The 15009-nt window shown below is 67.2% G+C and carries 17 protein-coding genes and 1 tRNA gene; 10 read left to right on the forward strand and 8 right to left on the reverse strand.

Annotated elements, in window-relative coordinates:
• Positions 1–186 precede the first annotated feature (186 nt).
• Positions 187–471, reverse strand: a complete 285-nt coding sequence (locus BMX37_RS10610) for a hypothetical protein (RefSeq protein ID WP_093665730.1) — start codon at positions 469–471, stop codon at positions 187–189.
• A gap of 119 nt (positions 472–590) precedes the next feature.
• Entirely contained in the window at positions 591–1337 is a 747-nt protein-coding gene (locus BMX37_RS10615; protein ID WP_093665731.1) for a Bax inhibitor-1/YccA family protein, read from the reverse strand.
• A gap of 120 nt (positions 1338–1457) precedes the next feature.
• Here BMX37_RS10615 and thpR point away from each other — a divergent pair, with 120 nt between their 5' ends.
• Together thpR and BMX37_RS10625 are read left to right on the forward strand one after the other, a co-directional pair.
• Complete coding sequence (gene thpR, locus BMX37_RS10620; protein WP_093665732.1) at positions 1458–2003, forward strand: RNA 2',3'-cyclic phosphodiesterase; 546 nt, start codon at positions 1458–1460, stop codon at positions 2001–2003.
• Positions 2004–2017: 14 nt separating this feature from the next.
• Complete coding sequence (locus BMX37_RS10625; RefSeq protein WP_093665987.1) at positions 2018–2557, forward strand: superoxide dismutase family protein; 540 nt, start codon at positions 2018–2020, stop codon at positions 2555–2557.
• A gap of 30 nt (positions 2558–2587) precedes the next feature.
• Here the strand turns inward: BMX37_RS10625 and BMX37_RS10630 are convergent, their stop codons facing one another.
• A complete protein-coding gene (locus BMX37_RS10630; RefSeq protein WP_093665733.1) occupies positions 2588–3331 on the reverse strand; it encodes a hypothetical protein in 744 nt (247 codons plus the stop codon).
• On the reverse strand, positions 3301–4539 hold the full coding sequence (locus tag BMX37_RS10635; protein ID WP_093665734.1) for a TIGR04063 family PEP-CTERM/XrtA system glycosyltransferase: 1239 nt from the start codon (positions 4537–4539) through the stop codon (positions 3301–3303). The genes BMX37_RS10630 and BMX37_RS10635 overlap by 31 nt, the downstream gene beginning before the upstream one ends.
• On the opposite strand from BMX37_RS10635, the gene BMX37_RS18525 reads away from it, so the two are divergent.
• On the forward strand, positions 4538–4759 hold the full coding sequence (locus BMX37_RS18525) for a hypothetical protein (protein ID WP_139198074.1): 222 nt from the start codon (positions 4538–4540) through the stop codon (positions 4757–4759). The genes BMX37_RS10635 and BMX37_RS18525 overlap by 2 nt on opposite strands.
• Positions 4752–6095 carry a DUF5935 domain-containing protein gene (locus BMX37_RS10640; protein ID WP_093665735.1) on the forward strand — a complete coding sequence of 448 codons (1344 nt, stop codon included), beginning with the start codon at positions 4752–4754 and terminating at the stop codon, positions 6093–6095. The genes BMX37_RS18525 and BMX37_RS10640 overlap by 8 nt, the downstream gene beginning before the upstream one ends.
• Here BMX37_RS10640 and BMX37_RS10645 read toward each other — a convergent pair.
• Positions 6092–6553 carry a MarR family winged helix-turn-helix transcriptional regulator gene (locus BMX37_RS10645; RefSeq protein ID WP_093665736.1) on the reverse strand — a complete coding sequence of 154 codons (462 nt, stop codon included), beginning with the start codon at positions 6551–6553 and terminating at the stop codon, positions 6092–6094. The two genes, BMX37_RS10640 and BMX37_RS10645, sit on opposite strands and share 4 nt — an antisense overlap.
• Before the next feature lie 143 nt (positions 6554–6696).
• On the opposite strand from BMX37_RS10645, the gene BMX37_RS10650 reads away from it, so the two are divergent.
• Positions 6697–7122 carry an organic hydroperoxide resistance protein gene (locus BMX37_RS10650; RefSeq protein WP_093665737.1) on the forward strand — a complete coding sequence of 142 codons (426 nt, stop codon included), beginning with the start codon at positions 6697–6699 and terminating at the stop codon, positions 7120–7122.
• Between the two features lie 39 nt (positions 7123–7161).
• Here the strand turns inward: BMX37_RS10650 and BMX37_RS10655 are convergent, their stop codons facing one another.
• Positions 7162–8907, reverse strand: coding sequence for a hypothetical protein (locus BMX37_RS10655; RefSeq protein ID WP_093665738.1), 1746 nt, complete (start codon positions 8905–8907; stop codon positions 7162–7164).
• An 89-nt stretch (positions 8908–8996) separates the two neighbouring features.
• Between BMX37_RS10655 and BMX37_RS10660 the strand changes: the two genes are divergently transcribed.
• From BMX37_RS10660 to BMX37_RS10680, 5 genes are all read left to right on the forward strand, one after another.
• Positions 8997–10043 carry a DNA topoisomerase IB gene (locus tag BMX37_RS10660; protein WP_093665739.1) on the forward strand — a complete coding sequence of 349 codons (1047 nt, stop codon included), beginning with the start codon at positions 8997–8999 and terminating at the stop codon, positions 10041–10043.
• Between the two features lie 104 nt (positions 10044–10147).
• Positions 10148–10221, forward strand: a tRNA-Gly gene (locus BMX37_RS10665).
• A 235-nt stretch (positions 10222–10456) separates the two neighbouring features.
• A complete protein-coding gene (locus tag BMX37_RS10670; protein ID WP_093665740.1) occupies positions 10457–12310 on the forward strand; it encodes a cation:proton antiporter in 1854 nt (617 codons plus the stop codon).
• Positions 12307–12957: an OmpA family protein gene (locus BMX37_RS10675; RefSeq protein ID WP_093665741.1), complete on the forward strand. Its 651-nt coding sequence runs from the start codon at positions 12307–12309 to the stop codon at positions 12955–12957. Before BMX37_RS10670 ends, BMX37_RS10675 begins: the two co-directional genes overlap by 4 nt.
• Before the next feature lie 2 nt (positions 12958–12959).
• Entirely contained in the window at positions 12960–14021 is a 1062-nt protein-coding gene (locus BMX37_RS10680; RefSeq protein WP_093665742.1) for a potassium channel family protein, read from the forward strand.
• A gap of 4 nt (positions 14022–14025) precedes the next feature.
• Here the strand turns inward: BMX37_RS10680 and BMX37_RS10685 are convergent, their stop codons facing one another.
• Positions 14026–14310: a DUF2218 domain-containing protein gene (locus tag BMX37_RS10685; RefSeq protein WP_093665743.1), complete on the reverse strand. Its 285-nt coding sequence runs from the start codon at positions 14308–14310 to the stop codon at positions 14026–14028.
• Positions 14307–14903: a PadR family transcriptional regulator gene (locus tag BMX37_RS10690; protein WP_093665744.1), complete on the reverse strand. Its 597-nt coding sequence runs from the start codon at positions 14901–14903 to the stop codon at positions 14307–14309. The genes BMX37_RS10685 and BMX37_RS10690 overlap by 4 nt, the downstream gene beginning before the upstream one ends.
• Positions 14904–15009 lie beyond the last annotated feature (106 nt).

A 15009-nucleotide genomic window follows, 5' to 3' on the forward strand; every position in this document is an offset into this window, starting at 1 on the left:
TCTGGGCCGACATACCGCCGGGATGGTTAACGCGAGCCTTCCCAAACGTCGCCGACGCGGGTCAGACGATCATTTTTCTTGCCGCGTTGCAACAATGGAATAAACGAAGCCCGGCCGACGACCGTTAAACGCCGCCGACCGGGACATTTCCGCAACTTGAGAGGCGGGACGAACCCGCCAGCGCCCTTACTCGGTTACGCCCGACCGAAGCCGTTCCGCTTCCGCGTCGTAGCCGGAAGAGGCCGGCGGTTCGTTGCTATGCACGGGCTGTGTCGATGCAGGCGGATCGCTGGCGTCCATGGATTCGTCCAGCGCATTGTCGAGCCGTGCGTCGGAGCTTTCCGGGTTCTTCTCCAGCCGCTTGGCGATCGACTTGTCCTGACCCGCATCCTGTCGCGGATCGCGTTCCTGATTGCCCCCGGCGGGGGCGACGGACATACTGTCGAGTGCGCGTTCGTCGATGTCGGCCATGATGCCCTCCTGTTCTGATGCCGAGGGAGAAAACGGCCGGCGCGTCGCCGCGTTCCGTCATGAAAAAGGGCCCGGCGGTCATCCCGCCGAGCCCCTTGCTCATTCCGTCGTATGACTGCTTAGTTGCGGCTGCTGCCGAACAGGCGAAGTACGAACAGGAACATGTTGATGAAGTCGAGGTACAGGCTGAGCGCCGACATCACCACGACTCGCTGCTCGTCCTCAGTGCCGCGGACATATGCATACATGCTCTTGGTCCGCTGCGTGTCATAGGCGGTCAGACCCGCGAACAGCAGCACGCCGACGATGGAGATCACCGGGTTCAACCCGGGCAGCCAGATCGCGATGATGCTGGCAACCAAGATGCCGATCACGCCCACCAGCAGGAAGGTGGCGAACGGCGACAGGTCGCGCTTCGTCGTGTAGCCGTACAGGCTGAGGCCCGCAAAGCCCGCGGCGGTCGCGAAGAATGCACCGGCCACCGACTCCCCAGTGTAGCGCAGGAACACCGTCGACAGGGACAGGCCCATCAACAAGGCATAGCCCCAGAACAGCGCCTTCAGCGTGCCGGTCTGCATGCGCGCCTGGCCAAAGCTCATCGCGAACACGATGCCGACGGGCGCGAGCATCACGACCCACCCTAACAAATTGGGCGATCCCGTCTGCGGATTGAACAGCACCGAGACATAGCCGCTCATCGCAAAGCCCAACGCGACGACACCCGTCAGCAGGACCGCGGAGGTCATGTAGTTGTACACGGACAGCATGTAGGAACGCAGACCCGCGTCATATGCCGCGCCCTGCGCGCGCACCGTCTGGCCACCGAACGGCGACGCAGCGGGCCGGGGGTCGGACCAGTTTGCCATGTTGAACAAAGCTCCTTTTCCGGCAAAGTGCCGGTTACGGCGAATATCGGCCCGCTTCGGCCTGCTTTCAAGCGAAACACGCAACTGGCACCGGTTACGGAAACAGAACGTTACAATCCCATGCCCCGCCTGTTCGTCGCCCTCCGGCCCCCGCCCGCCATTCGCGAGGATCTGCTCTCGCTGCAAGGCGGCGTGCCCGGCGCGCGGTGGCAGGACGAGGAGCAACTGCACCTGACCGTCCGCTTCATCGGGGATGTGGAGGGACCGGTCGCCGACGATGTCGCCGCCGCGCTGGGCAGTGTTCATGCCTCCGCGCCGACCGCCCGCCTGTTCGGCGTCGGAGCGTTCCGCCACCGCGACCGGACAGAGGCGATCTGGGCCGGGGTGCAGCCGGCCGACCCGCTGCGCGCCCTTCATGCAAAGGTCGATCAGGCCTGTGCCCGTGCTGGGTTGGAGCGTGAGCGGCGCAGCTATCTGCCCCACATCACGCTGGCGCGCTTCTCACGGTCCGCCGGCGGCGATCCTGCGATCGAGCGATGGCTGGCCGAGCGCGCGGGCTTATCGGGGCCAAGCTTTCCCATGATGCACCTGATCCTGTATCAAAGCGTTCTGGGCCGGGACGGTGCGCGATACGAGGCGATCGCCCGTTGGCCGCTGACGGATTGAAGGGAGACACGAAGATGACACGCACATTGACGGCATTGGCGCTCATCGGGCTGGCCGGCTCGATCTCCGCGTGCGGACAGGACAAGCCCGCGACCGGCACGCCCGTCGCCGACGGCGCACATGCGACCGCGATGCTGATGACCGCCGCCGGTACGCCGGCCGGCAAGGCCACCGTGACGGAGGTTGCGGGCGGGCTGCGCTATACGCTTGACGTGCAGGGCCTGCCGCCCGGTACGCACGGCGCCCATGTCCACACCACCGGTCGCTGCGACGCCCCCGACTTCACCACGGCCGGCGGACACTGGAACCCCACGTCCATGAAGCACGGCAGCATGAACCCGGCCGGCCCGCATCAGGGCGACCTGCCCAACCTGACGGTCGGCAACGATGGTCGCGGGACGCTGGCGGCGACCGTTCCGGGTCAGACGATGGCAGGATTGCTCGACGCGGACGGTGCCGCGCTGGTGATCCACGCCGGCCCCGACGATCTGATGACCGACCCGGCCGGCAACAGCGGCGAGCGTATTGCGTGCGGGGTCATCCAGCCCGCCTGAGCTTTGAACCGGCAGCGGGGCGTGGCGCGGTCAGTTCCTGATCGCGCGGCGCTCCGCCCCCTGTTCCAGCCGCGCAAGTAGTTCGGCCAGGCTGGGCGCAACGCGCGGCTCGCTCGCGGCCGTTTCGCCGAAACGGATCACGGGCGTGAGGTCGAACGTCTCCAGCCGCTCACCCGGCCCGAGGGCCGGCGGCGCAGGCATCGCGCGAGCCGCTCCGGCGACCGCTTCCTCCGACGCGTTGTGGATCGGAAGAGGACCCTGTTCGGGAATGGCGGCCGGATCGAACGCCGCCAGTCGCTCCTCCAGATCGGCAGGAACGGTGCGCTCCACCGGCAAGACGAATTCGACCACGGTCGAGGGCGGCTCCGGCGTCGCACCCACTTCCATCAGCGGCGTGCCGAGATCGGCCGCCGACAGCGGCCGGCGCGGTGGCGCGTCGGGATGCGCATCGGCACGGCGCACGCTGTGCGCCCCGTCAGTCCGCTGGGCCGGTCGATCGAGATAACCTCCCTCGCCGAACAGCAGGTACAGAGCCGCCCACGTCACCGCCGCCGCCAGTACCGCACCGCCCAGCGCCATCACGGCCCGCGCCGTCAGCCCCAGCGGGGGCTCCGCCGCGGGAACAAGCGCTGTGATGCCGCTGTTCCACACCACCGACTCCAGCATGTCGGTCGGCATCAGCACGAATGTTGCGACGGTCAGTGCCCCGGCAATGGCACCGCCGATGATGGGAAGGGAGCCGGTCAGGCCCTGGATGCGGGAATACGCGACCATGTGGTTTCCGTCGATTCGGCCCTGATGAGCCTTTGGTAAAGGCCTGCGTAGCGAGAAACATTTGACGACCAGTTACGCTCCCGCTCGACAAAGGCCCAGCCCCGCGACCGGCGATCGTCCCATCCAGATCGATCGGCGAACAGGTCGGCCAGCGCCCGCGCCATGCCGGCAGGGTCTCCGGCCGGGAACAGCGTGCCGGTATCGCCGTCACGGATCAGCTCGCGGTGCCCGCCCACGTCGGACGCCGCGACCAGCCGCCGCTGCGCCATGGCCTCCAACGGTTTCAGTGGCGTGACGAGATCGGTCAGGCGCATCGCCTTGCGCGGATAAGCCAGGACGTCGACCATCCCATAGAACCGCTCCACCTCCTGATGGGGCACGCGCCCGACGAAGAGGATGCGGTCGGCGACGGGCGATGCGGCGGCCTGCGCGCGCAGGGCCGCATCCATCGGCCCGCCACCCACCAGCAACAACCGGGCACGCGGCCGTGCTGCCACCAGGGCCGGCATCGCGGCGATCAGGTCGTCTAGCCCCTCATAATCGTAGAAGCTGCCGATGAAGCCGACCACTTCCGCGTCCAGCAAGCCCCATTCTGCCGTCAGCGCCTCGTCGCGCGCGGCCGGCTCCCCGAACAGGGTCATGTCCACCCCGTTGGGCGACACCAGGATCTTGTCATCGTCCAGCCCGCGCTCCACCAGATCGCGCCGCAGCCCGTCGCAGATCACCGCCACGCCGTCCGCGCGCCGCGCGGCCCAGGTCTCCAGCGCGCGCGTGGCGCGGTATCGCAGCGAACCCTCGCGCCCGGTGCCGTTGCCGACCGCCGCATCCTCCCAGAACGCGCGGATTTCATAGACCAGCGGCAGGCGGCGACGACGCGCCACGGCGAGCGCGGCCAGCGCGTCGAGCACTGGCGAGTGGGCGTGCAGGATGTCGGGCCGGAACGCCTGCACCGCGGCGTCGATGCGGCGTGCGAAGGCGAACAGGCCCGTCGCCTCCCCCGCCAACCCTTGCGGTTCGGCCATGGGCGTCCGGAAGAAGCGCAGGCCATCGACCTCCACTTCCCCGCCGACCCCGTCGCGCTGCCTCGGCCCGGTGACCGCCGCCACCGTCCAGCCCAGAGACTGCTGCGCCTTCAGGATCGCGCGGGTGCGAAAGGTGTAACCGCTTTGCAGCGGCAGGCCATGGTCCAGGACATGAAGGATCCGCATGCCCTCGCCATGCCACGCCCGGCTTAACGCCGCGTCAACCGCGCCGCCCTATGGCGTCGGACATGGCCCGGCCGGTTCCGCGATGATCGACAATCTGACGATCCTGCTCACCCACGGGCTGATGCTGATCGCGGCGTGGCGCGTGCTGCGCCGGCCGGATCTGGACCGGGAGGGGCCGGCCATCCGGCGCGGGTTCCGGCGGACGCCGCCCGATGCATGACCTGTTCCTTGTCGGCTTTCTGGTCGCCCTGTTCGCGCTCTCGACGGCGCGGCCGTTCCTGCTGGTCTGCGCCTATGTTTATATCGACGAGGTGTCGCCGCAGAGGCTGACCTATTGGCTGCTGAACAGCATCCCCATTTCGATGATCGCGGGCGCGGGCGCTTTCGCGACTTGGGCGTTGTTCGATGACAAGACCGACCTGCGCATCGCGCCGCGCCAGTGGTTGCTGCTGATGCTCGCCGCCTATTGTGGGTTCACTACCTACAACGCCGACTTTCCCATCGATGCGATGGAAATCTGGGACTATATCTGGAAGGCGCTGCTGTTCGCCGCCTTTCTGCCACTAACCCTGCGCACCCGGTTGCGTATCGAGACGCTGTTGCTGTTCATGATCCTGTCCGCGGCGACGATCATCATCGTCGGCGGGATCAAGACCCTGGTCAGCGGCGGCGGCTATGGCGAACTCAACCTGATGGTCACCAACAACAGCGGCCTGTACGAGGGCAGCACGATTTCCGCGGTGGCGATCGCGATCGTGCCGGTGATCCTGTGGTTCACCCATTACGGCACCGTGTTCCCGCCCGACTGGCGCGTCCGGCTGTTCAGCTATGCACTGTGTTTCGCCTGCCTGCTGATCCCGGTCGGCACGTCCGCGCGCACCGGCCTGCTGTGCATCGGCCTGCTGGCGGTGCTGATGTGGCGGACCGCGCGGCACAAGCTGCTGTACGCCGGGCTGGCGGTCGGGCTGGCCGTGACCGCGGTCCCGTTCCTGCCGGCCGCCTACACGGAGCGCATGAACACCATCAAGACCTACGACTCCGATCAGTCGGCCTCCACCCGGCTCGCGGTCTGGGCGTGGACGATCGACTATTCGCGCAGCCATCCGCTCGGCGGCGGCTTCAACGCCTTCAAGCAGAACAGGCTGACCATGGTGCTGAAGGCGGACCCGGCCACCGGACAAGGAACGCGGGTGGCGTTCGACGCGGCGCGCGCCTGGCACAGCGCCTATTTCCAGATGCTGGGCGAACAGGGCTATCCCGGCCTGCTGATGTGGCTGGTCCTGAACATAACCGGGCTGGTGCGGATGGAGGTGCTGCGCCGACGGTTCCGCGATCCGACGACAGAGGACGCTTGGGCCGGATCGCTGGCGAACGCGTTGCAGATGGCGCACCTGATCTACCTGCTGGGCGCGGCGTTCGTCGGCATCGCGCTGCAACCCTTTGTGTTGATGCTGATCTCCGTCCAGATCGGCCTGGATACCTATTTGGCCAGCAAGTCCGGGACGGTTCCTGCCGCCAGAAGCATCGCACGCCGAACCCGACCCACGCTGGCCTAGTCCGGCGCGGTTGCGCCGCCGCCGATCGCGTCCCGCAACGCCTTGACCCGGACGTTCAGGTCGCCGAGCGCACCCGGCCCCATCCCGGATCGCGCCATCAGCGCCTCCGCCAGGCATCCGCACTCCTCCCGCAGCGAAAGCCCGCGCGCGGTCAGCCGCACCTGCACCTGGCGCTCGTCGGCGGGGTTCCGATGCCGCGTCGCCAGCCCCGCGGCCTCCAGCCGCTTGACCAGCGGCGTAACCGTACTCGGCTCCAGCGACAGGCGGGCCGCGATGGCGCCCACGGTGCGGCCGTCTTCTTCCCATAAGGCGTGCAGAACGAGATATTGCGGATAGGTGATGCCGAGCCGATCGAGCATCGGCTTGTAAACGCGGGACACCGCCATCGACGCCGCATACAGCGAAAAACACAGCTGATCGTCCAGAGGCCGAACGGGAGAGGAAGCGGGCGCGGACATAATCACTCCAGGTCGATGGATCGGCGGCAGATCACCGTAATCGTATATCGCGATAAATAAATAGGTGGACAGTCCCATCATTACCACCTATCTATTGCTTATCGCGATATCTTTTATCGCCAACTCAACTGAAAGGCAGCATCATGGCCGTCGACGTCAAATACACCACCTCCGCCACCTCGACCGGCGGTCGCGACGGCACGTCGCGCTCCGAAGACGGTCGCATCGACCATCAGCTTTCCACGCCGAGGGAGCTGGGCGGAGCCGGTGGAGAGGGCACCAACCCCGAACAGCTGTTCGCCGCCGGTTATTCGGCCTGCTTCATCGGCGCACTGAAGGTCGCCGGACAGCAGCTGAAGCTGAAGGTGCCGAACGACACGTCGGTGACCGCGACCGTCGGCATCGGCCCGCGTTCGGAGGGGGGTTTCGGCATCACCGCCGACCTTCGGGTCAGCCTGCCCGGCGTGGATCGTGCGGACGCGGAAAAGCTGGTTGAGACCGCTCACCAGATCTGCCCCTACTCCAACGCGACCCGCAACAATGTCGATGTCGGCCTGACCGTCGCGTAAGGCCTGCCACGCCCGCTTGTCACCGCAAGCGGGCGTGGATCACGTCGCCAATCGGCTGCCCAGCCGCTGCGCCATATATTCCAGGCAGGCGACCCGCCGCCAAAGCCCGGCATCGCGGATATGCGCGACGTTGAAGAAGCGGCTCATGATCGGAAATTCCATGTCGATCACGCGGCCCATATATTCGGGCGTCAGCAGCCCGCCATGCTCGTCGCTCATCGGCCCGCGCAGCCGCTTCAGTGCATAGGCCCGCTCGCGCAGCCACAGGGGCCGGGAGCGGCTGTTCGCCTCATCGAAACGCCAGCGAAGCTTCGGTGCCTCGTCGAAGGCATGGCCATATTCCGACTTGTGCCGGGCCAGCGCGGGGTCGATCGCCTGGATCAGCATCGCCTGGAATCGCCCTTCCCGCTTGCAGGCAACCGGCAGGCGCATCGCCTCCGAGACGATATCGGGCTGCACGAAATTCAGCGAATAGGGCCCATGCCGCGTTTCGCCGTTGATCTCCCATCGGAACAGCGCGCGCATCCGGACGCGGGGATAGGCCTGTTCGATCAACGTCCGCGGCATGGGCACGTCGCGTGATCCCACGCCAAGCGCGGCGGCAACCTTGTCCGCGATGCGACGGCGGTACGCGACGGGATCGAACAGCTCGGTCGCGTCCGCCGTCAGAAAGCGGCTGTTGAAAGCGCGCGTCAGTGTCCAGGCGGAGGCTGGGCGATCGGGCAGCATGAAGAAGTCGCGAAAGATCTCCCCAGCCCCGCCCGACACGGCGAGCGCGCCGCCGGCATGGCGCTTGTCCCGCGCCGCCCGGTTGCCGCCATTGTCGAACAGCACGCCGAAGTTCGGCAAACCGTCCAGATCGTCGAAGTCGCGTTCGACCTGCTCCGCAAAGGCGTCGGGCGTGACCGGCGCGGCCTGTTTGTCGATCCATTCGACCGCGAACCCCTCGGCCGCGCCGATCGCCTTTGCCACGGCGACATCGGGACGGCTTGGCGAGCCATAGACATAGACCTGCGGCCTGCCCCCCGCCGCACGCAGGGTCGCCAGCATCAGGCGCGAATCGAACCCGCCCGACAGCGGGCAGTTGATCGCCTCTCCGAAATGCCGCACCTGCGCCTCCGCCACCCGCATCAGCGGCGCCTGCAACCGCCTCACGCGCTCCGCCAGCGGCATCGCCTCCGGCGTCCAGTCGAGCGGCTTCGCCAACGGGTGCGACACGGCTCCGCCCGGCGTCAATTCGACCAACCGCTCCGGCCCGAGCATGGCAATCTCGTTCCACACCGTGGCGTTCCCGATCGTGGCCACCCCGAACGCCCATTCATAGACGCCCTGCGGATCGAAGCTGACACGCGGCAAGGCACCGATCGTGGCGAGTTGCGAGGTGGAGAACACCCGCTCGGCCCGGTCATGGAAAAGCTGGTACGCGCCCAGAAAGTCGCCGAACAGAATGGTGCGGCCGCGCTTTCGCACCAGCGCGAAGAACTGCCCGCCGATGCGCCGCCAATCGGGCTGCGGCAGCAGGTCCATCGTCAGCAGGCGTTCCAGCGCCTCCGTGCCGATCAGCCCGTCGATCATCGGCGTACCCGCGACCGCGACCAGATCGTCGCCGCGCGTCAGCAGGGTCGCCGGCCCGCCCGCGATCGGCTCGGCATGAAGTAATCGCCAACCGGCCAGCTCGTGCGTGGTGACCTGCCGGAAACCATGCCGCGCGAACTGCGCCAGCGCCTGCGCCTCGGCGGGACCGGAAAACGCCGGATCGGCTGTGGCGACAAGGAACAGGGCCATGGCCGTGCGATAAGCAACCCCGGTTAACATTCCCGCCACGCCACGCGCCCTACCGGGAACGAAGAACGCCATCCGCGCATTGCCGCGTAATGGCGACTAGGATCGTATATTCCGACGACAGCAAACCCGGCATCACCCGCAAAAAGGTGCGCGGCGGCTGGGGTTATTGGACCGCAAAGGGCGACCGAATCACCGATCGCGAAGAGATCGATCGGCTGAACGCCATCGGCCTGCCACCCGCCTATTCGGACGCATGGTACTGCCCGAAACCGAACGGCCACATCCAGGCGGTCGGCTGGGACGAAAAGGGTCGCAAGCAATATCGCTACCACACCGGCTTTCGCGAGCAGCAGGAGGCGGCGAAGTATGAACGGTGCGCCGATTTCGGCCACGCCCTGCCCCGCATCCGCAAGCAGGTGGAAGAGGATCTGAAGAAGCGATCCCTGAGCAAGGCCCGCGCGGTCGCCGCGGTGGTGCGCCTGCTGGACGGCGGCCACATCCGCGTCGGCAACGAAGCATACGCGACCGCGAACGAAAGCTTCGGCGCCACTACGCTGCGCAAGCGTCACGGCGAGGTGCGCGGATCGACGCTGAAACTCCGCTACAAGGGGAAATCGGGCAAGGAGCGGACGCTGCGCATCACCGACCGTTCGCTCGCCAGCTTCGTCAAGAAATGCCAGGATCTGGACGAGCAGCATCTGTTCGCCTGGGTCGATGCGGACGGCGAGGCGCATCCCGTCACCTCGTCCGACGTCAACGACTATATCAAGCAGGCGTCGGGTGGCGACTTCACCGCCAAGCATTTCCGCACCTGGGCCGCCAGCGTCGCCGCCTTCACCGTGCTGGCCCAGGCACAGAACGACCTGAGCCTGAAACGCCTGCTGGAGCCGGTCGTCGAACGTCTCGGCAACACGCCCGCCATCGCGCGGAAATCCTATGTCCACCCCTCCCTGATCGACCTGGTCAAGGAAGGACAAGGCACGTTCCGCCAGACCCTGCGCCTGCCTCGCGCGACCCGGCATCTCAGCCGCGAGGAACGCGGGTTGATCGCCTATCTTGAGGCCAATTGCGGTGTGGAAGCCGTGAAGGAAGTTGCCGACAAGGTTCAGGAAGCGAAACAGGCGATCGCCGCCTGATCCCGGTTGACGAAACGCGCCGCACCATGGCATTGCCCCACCCGTTCCCGCGACACTGTCATCCGACACGTCGCTGGAGCGGCATGGCGACAATAACCATCTGCGCGGGTGTAGCTCAATGGTAGAGCAGGAGCTTCCCAAGCTCACGACGAGGGTTCGATTCCCTTCACCCGCTCCACGCTCCCCGTAAGTAATCCGGTTGGACAAAGAACGTCGGCGGACGTTTGCGAAGTTCTGGGCTTCAAGCTACTTTAGATGTCGAGACGGTACCGGGGGCAATCGGCTAAACTGGCCTTACCTCGCGCCCTTGTGTGCCGCCACGTCCCTCAAATCGAGCCGCTACCGGAACAATCGCACCCTGCGGCGCTTTCTTGTCACTCCCTCGGCGCGGAGGGGCGTAGCCAGGGAAGTGCATGAACCATCTCGCGATCGTCTTCGCCCTGGTCGGGCTGATCGGCATCGGAGCACAATGGATCGCGTGGCGAACGGGCCTTCCCGCCATCGCGCTGATGCTGGCGGCCGGCTTCGTCGCCGGACCGCTCACCGGGCTGATGCGGCCGGAGGAGGATTTCGGACACCTTCTCGAACCCGCCGTGTCGCTGGCCGTCGCCGTGATCCTGTTCGAGGGCGGGCTCAGCCTGAACCTGCGCGAGTTGCGCCACGCGGAGGGCGCGGTACATCGGCTGGTGCTGATCGGCGTGCCGGTCGGCTGGGTGCTCGGCACGCTGGCATGCTATTACGTCGCGGGATTGGTGCTGCCGGTGGCGATCCTGTTCGCGGGAATCCTGGTCGTCACCGGCCCGACCGTCGTGCTGCCGCTGCTGCGCCAATCCAGCATTGCCGCCCGCCCGCGCGCGATCCTGAAGTGGGAGGCGATCGTCAACGATCCGATCGGGGCACTTTGCGCGGTCGTGACGTACGAGGTCCTGCGACAGGCCGGCACCGGCGCCACGGTCTGGCAGAGCGCGGCCAGCCTGCTCGTCGCCGCGCTCGTGGCCGGCCTGATCGGCTTCGGCATGGCGCGCCTGCTCGGCTGGGCCCTACCGCGCGGCCATGTTCCCGAATATCTGAAAGCCCCGGTGCTGCTGGTGACGGTGATCGGCACGTTCGTCGGCTCGAACGCGATCCAGCAGGAAACGGGGCTGCTCGCGGTCACCGTGATGGGGATCGCGCTGGCGAACATGCGGCTCGCCTCCTTGCGCGACTTCATCGCGTTCAAGGAGAACATGACCATCATCCTGGTGTCGGGCGTGTTCGTGCTGCTGTCGGCGTCGCTGGATTTCGCGGTCCTGCGCCAGTTCGAATGGCGCTTCGGATTGTTCCTGGTCGCCCTGCTCTTCGTGGTGCGTCCCGCCACTGTGTTCCTCAGCCTGGCGTTTAGCCGGATTCCGTGGCGCGAACGGCTGTTCATCGGCTGGATCGCGCCACGCGGCATCGTCGCGGTCGCCATTTCCGGGCTGTTCGCACTGCGCCTGGATAATCTCGGTTATGGCGATGGCGGGACGCTTGTCGCCCTGTCGTTCGCTGTGGTGGTGGCGACGATCATCGCGCATGGCTTTTCGATCGCACCCGTCGCCCGCTGGCTGGGCCTGACCGCGCCAGGGGGCAAGGGCCTGCTGGTCGTCGGCGCGACCCGGTGGAGCCTGGCGCTGGCGCGCGCGCTGCGCAGCCTGGACGTGCATGTGACGGTGGCGGACACCAGCTGGCAACGGCTCGCCCCCGCGCGCGCGGCCCACATTCCCAGCTACCATGGCGAGATCCTGGCAGAGGCGACGGAGGAAGGGCTGGACCTGCAGCAATTCGCCGCGCTGGCGGCGGCGAGCGACAATGAAGCGTACAATGCGCTGGTATGCAGCGAGTTCGCGCCGGAACTCGGCCGCGACAATGTGTACCAGCTGGGCGACGCAGCGGGCGACGATCCGCGCCGTTTGCCCGACGCGCTGCGCGGGCGGGCGATGTTCCGGTCCGGGCTGGGCGTGGAGGAGGTGGCCGCCCGTGAGGAAGCGGACTGGCGGTTCGCCGCGCTGACGGTGGACGATCAGGCCAGCTATGCCGCCGCGGCGGAGGCGTTGCCCCAGGATGGTGGGCCGCTGCTGCTGCTGCGCCGTAACGGTGGCCTGCGCTTTTTCTCCCACGCCTCCAACCCGACGCCCGCGCCCGGCGAAACGGTGCTGGCCTATGCGCCGAGACAAATGCTGGACGGTACCGGATGGACGGTACTGGACCAATCCGAGCCATCCCGCCTCCTTCAGGATGTTCCCGCATGACCCGCATCACGCTTCCGATCGTCGCCATGCTGCTGCTCGCCGGCTGCGACCGGCCGAAGCCGGTGCCGGCCAAGCCGGACGCCGCCGCGACGGACGCGGGCTTCGACAATGCCGCAGCACCGCGGTCGATCATGCAGCCCAAGGTCATCGCCGAGAGCCCGCCCGAAGCGACAGCGGAACCCGCCTCGCCACCGCCGCCGGAGCGCGCCACCGTGCTGTTCGCAAAGGGTTCGGCGCTGGACGATGCGGGCCGCACCGCGCTCGACACGCTGCTCGCGGCACCGGGCCGGACTGCGGACACGCGCTACGTGCTGCGCGGCAGCAGCGACAATGACGGGTCCAAGGCTGCCAATCTCACCACCTCTCGCAAGCGGGCAAATGCCGTGCGCGACTATCTGGTGGAAAAAGGGATCGCCGCCGATCGCATCACGGTGATCGCGCTGGGCGATGGCCGCCCGGCCGCCCCCAACGTACAACTCGACGGCAGCGACGACCCCGCCGGCCGCGCCCGCAATCGCCGCGTCGACGTGGAGATCGCACGACCGCCCGCCCCGACGCCGGAGGCAGGTCCATCCGGCTCGACGAACACTCCGGATTCCATGCCGACCGCCGAACAGAATATCGCGAACGCGCCTCGCGCCGACTGACGATGATCGGCCCCAGACGACATCGGGTGACGGAGACGCCCCGCCTGCGGCGCGGCGGCGCACCGGGGTGGCTGGCACTCGCGCTGCGGGTGGTGCTGATGGTGGGACTGATCGGCATCGCGCTGGCGGGTCACTGGATCGAACGCGACGGGCTGCGCGACAATGTCGACGGGCAGATCAGCCTGGTGGACGTGATCTATTTCACAATGATCACCATCACCACGGTCGGATATGGCGACATCGTGCCGGTGACGGATGGCGCGCGCCTGTTCGACACCTTCGTGGTGACGCCGATCCGGTTGTTCGTCTGGCTGATCTTCCTGGGATCGGCCTACCAGTTCCTGTTGCGCGGCGTTTGGGAGAGGTGGAGGATGCGGGTGATCCAGGGCAAGCTGTGCCGGCACACGATCGTCGCGGGATACGGCACCAGCGGCGAGGAGGCGTTGCGCGAGCTGGTGCGCCGTGGCGCCGATCCCCAGACCGTGGTCGTGATCGATCCCAGAGCCGCCGCCGTCGCTGCGGCAGAGGCGACCGGCGCCGTGGTGATGGAGGATGACGCCACCCGCAACGCGACACTCTCGGCGGTCCGGGCAGATCAGGCACGCGCCATCCTGGTGTCGGCCGGCCGGGACGACACGTCGATCCTGATCGTGCTCACCGCGCGCCGGGTCGCGCCGACCGTGCCGATCAGCGTCGTGATCCGGTCTGAGGACAATGAGGCGCTGGCGCGACAGGCCGGCGCCGACACCGTCATCAACCCGGCCAGCTTTGCCGGACTGCTGCTCGCCGGATCATGCCACGGGCCGCACATCGCGGACTATCTGGCCGACCTCGCCAACGCGGATGGGCGCGTCGCCCTGACGGAGCGTCAGGTGAGCCCCGACGAAGTGGGCAAGCCGCTGTCCGCCATCACCACGGGCCTGGGCCTGCGCATCTATCGCGGGTCGACGCCGCACGGTTATTGGGACGCGGAGGCGGCGATGCTGGAGCCTGGCGACATCATCGTCGAGGTGCGCCGAGGCGCGCAGGGTCCGGACGATCCGCTGCGCCCCCGACCCGCCTGAGCCATCAATCGCGGACGAACGCCAGCGGCGCCTCGCGAAAGGCAAACCGGTCCAGATGGCTGGTCAGCACGCCGACCATCCGCTCCGCATCCTCCCCCTCCGGCACCTCGAGCGAACAGCGCAGCCGATCCGCCTCCGCGTCCAGCACCAGGCGGGTGCCGTTCGGAAACGCGAAATCCGCATGCTCTGCGTCGAACGTCACCGGCATCTTGTGCGACCAATGCTTCGCCAGTTGCTGAAGATACCGGCTGGCCGATTGCGTCGGCACATGCGCGTGGATCGTCGTCATTTCAGCCGCTCGATCCGGCGCGCGACGTCATCGATCATGTCGACAATCTCGTGCATCCGCTCTTCGGACAGGTCTCCCGCCGCCTTTGCCGACCGGATCACCAGCCCCAGGTTCCGCATCGCGCGCCACACGGGCGATCCGCCGCCGTGCCCTTCGCGCGCGCCCAGTTCACCCAGCCGCCGCATCAGCGCATCGACCTCTTCCTGCCGCTCCGCCAGATGCTCCTGCCCCGCGTCCGTGATCGCGAAGCGCTTCTTGGCGTCGTCCGACTGTTGCTGCGCGATCAGGCCCATCTCGTCGAGCAGGGTCAACGTCGGATAGACCACGCCGGGGCTGGGTGCATAGGCGCCGCCGGTCAGCTCGCCGATCGCTCGGATCAGCTCGTAACCGTGGCGCGTGTCGTCGGCGATCAGCCGCAACAGGATCAGCCGCAGCTCGCCCCCTTCGAACCGGCGACGCCGGCCGCCGTCGCGATGATGTCCCTCCGTCGCCCAGTCGAACCCGAACGGCCCGAACGAGAAACGATGCCCGCGCGGGCCGCAGCGACGATGGCCGCCCTGATCGGACCCCATGCCGTGAAAATGAAAGCGCATCTCGTCAATCCTCATATCTGATGATGGCTCAAGATATATCGCAGTGACATAGCGTCAAGACCTTCTGAGATATATCTTAGCGATCGTCAGATGACGACGTTCCGGC

Origin of the sequence: Sphingomonas gellani, from assembly GCF_900110035.1 — a bacterium.
GTDB classification, from domain to species: domain Bacteria; phylum Pseudomonadota; class Alphaproteobacteria; order Sphingomonadales; family Sphingomonadaceae; genus Sphingomonas; species Sphingomonas gellani.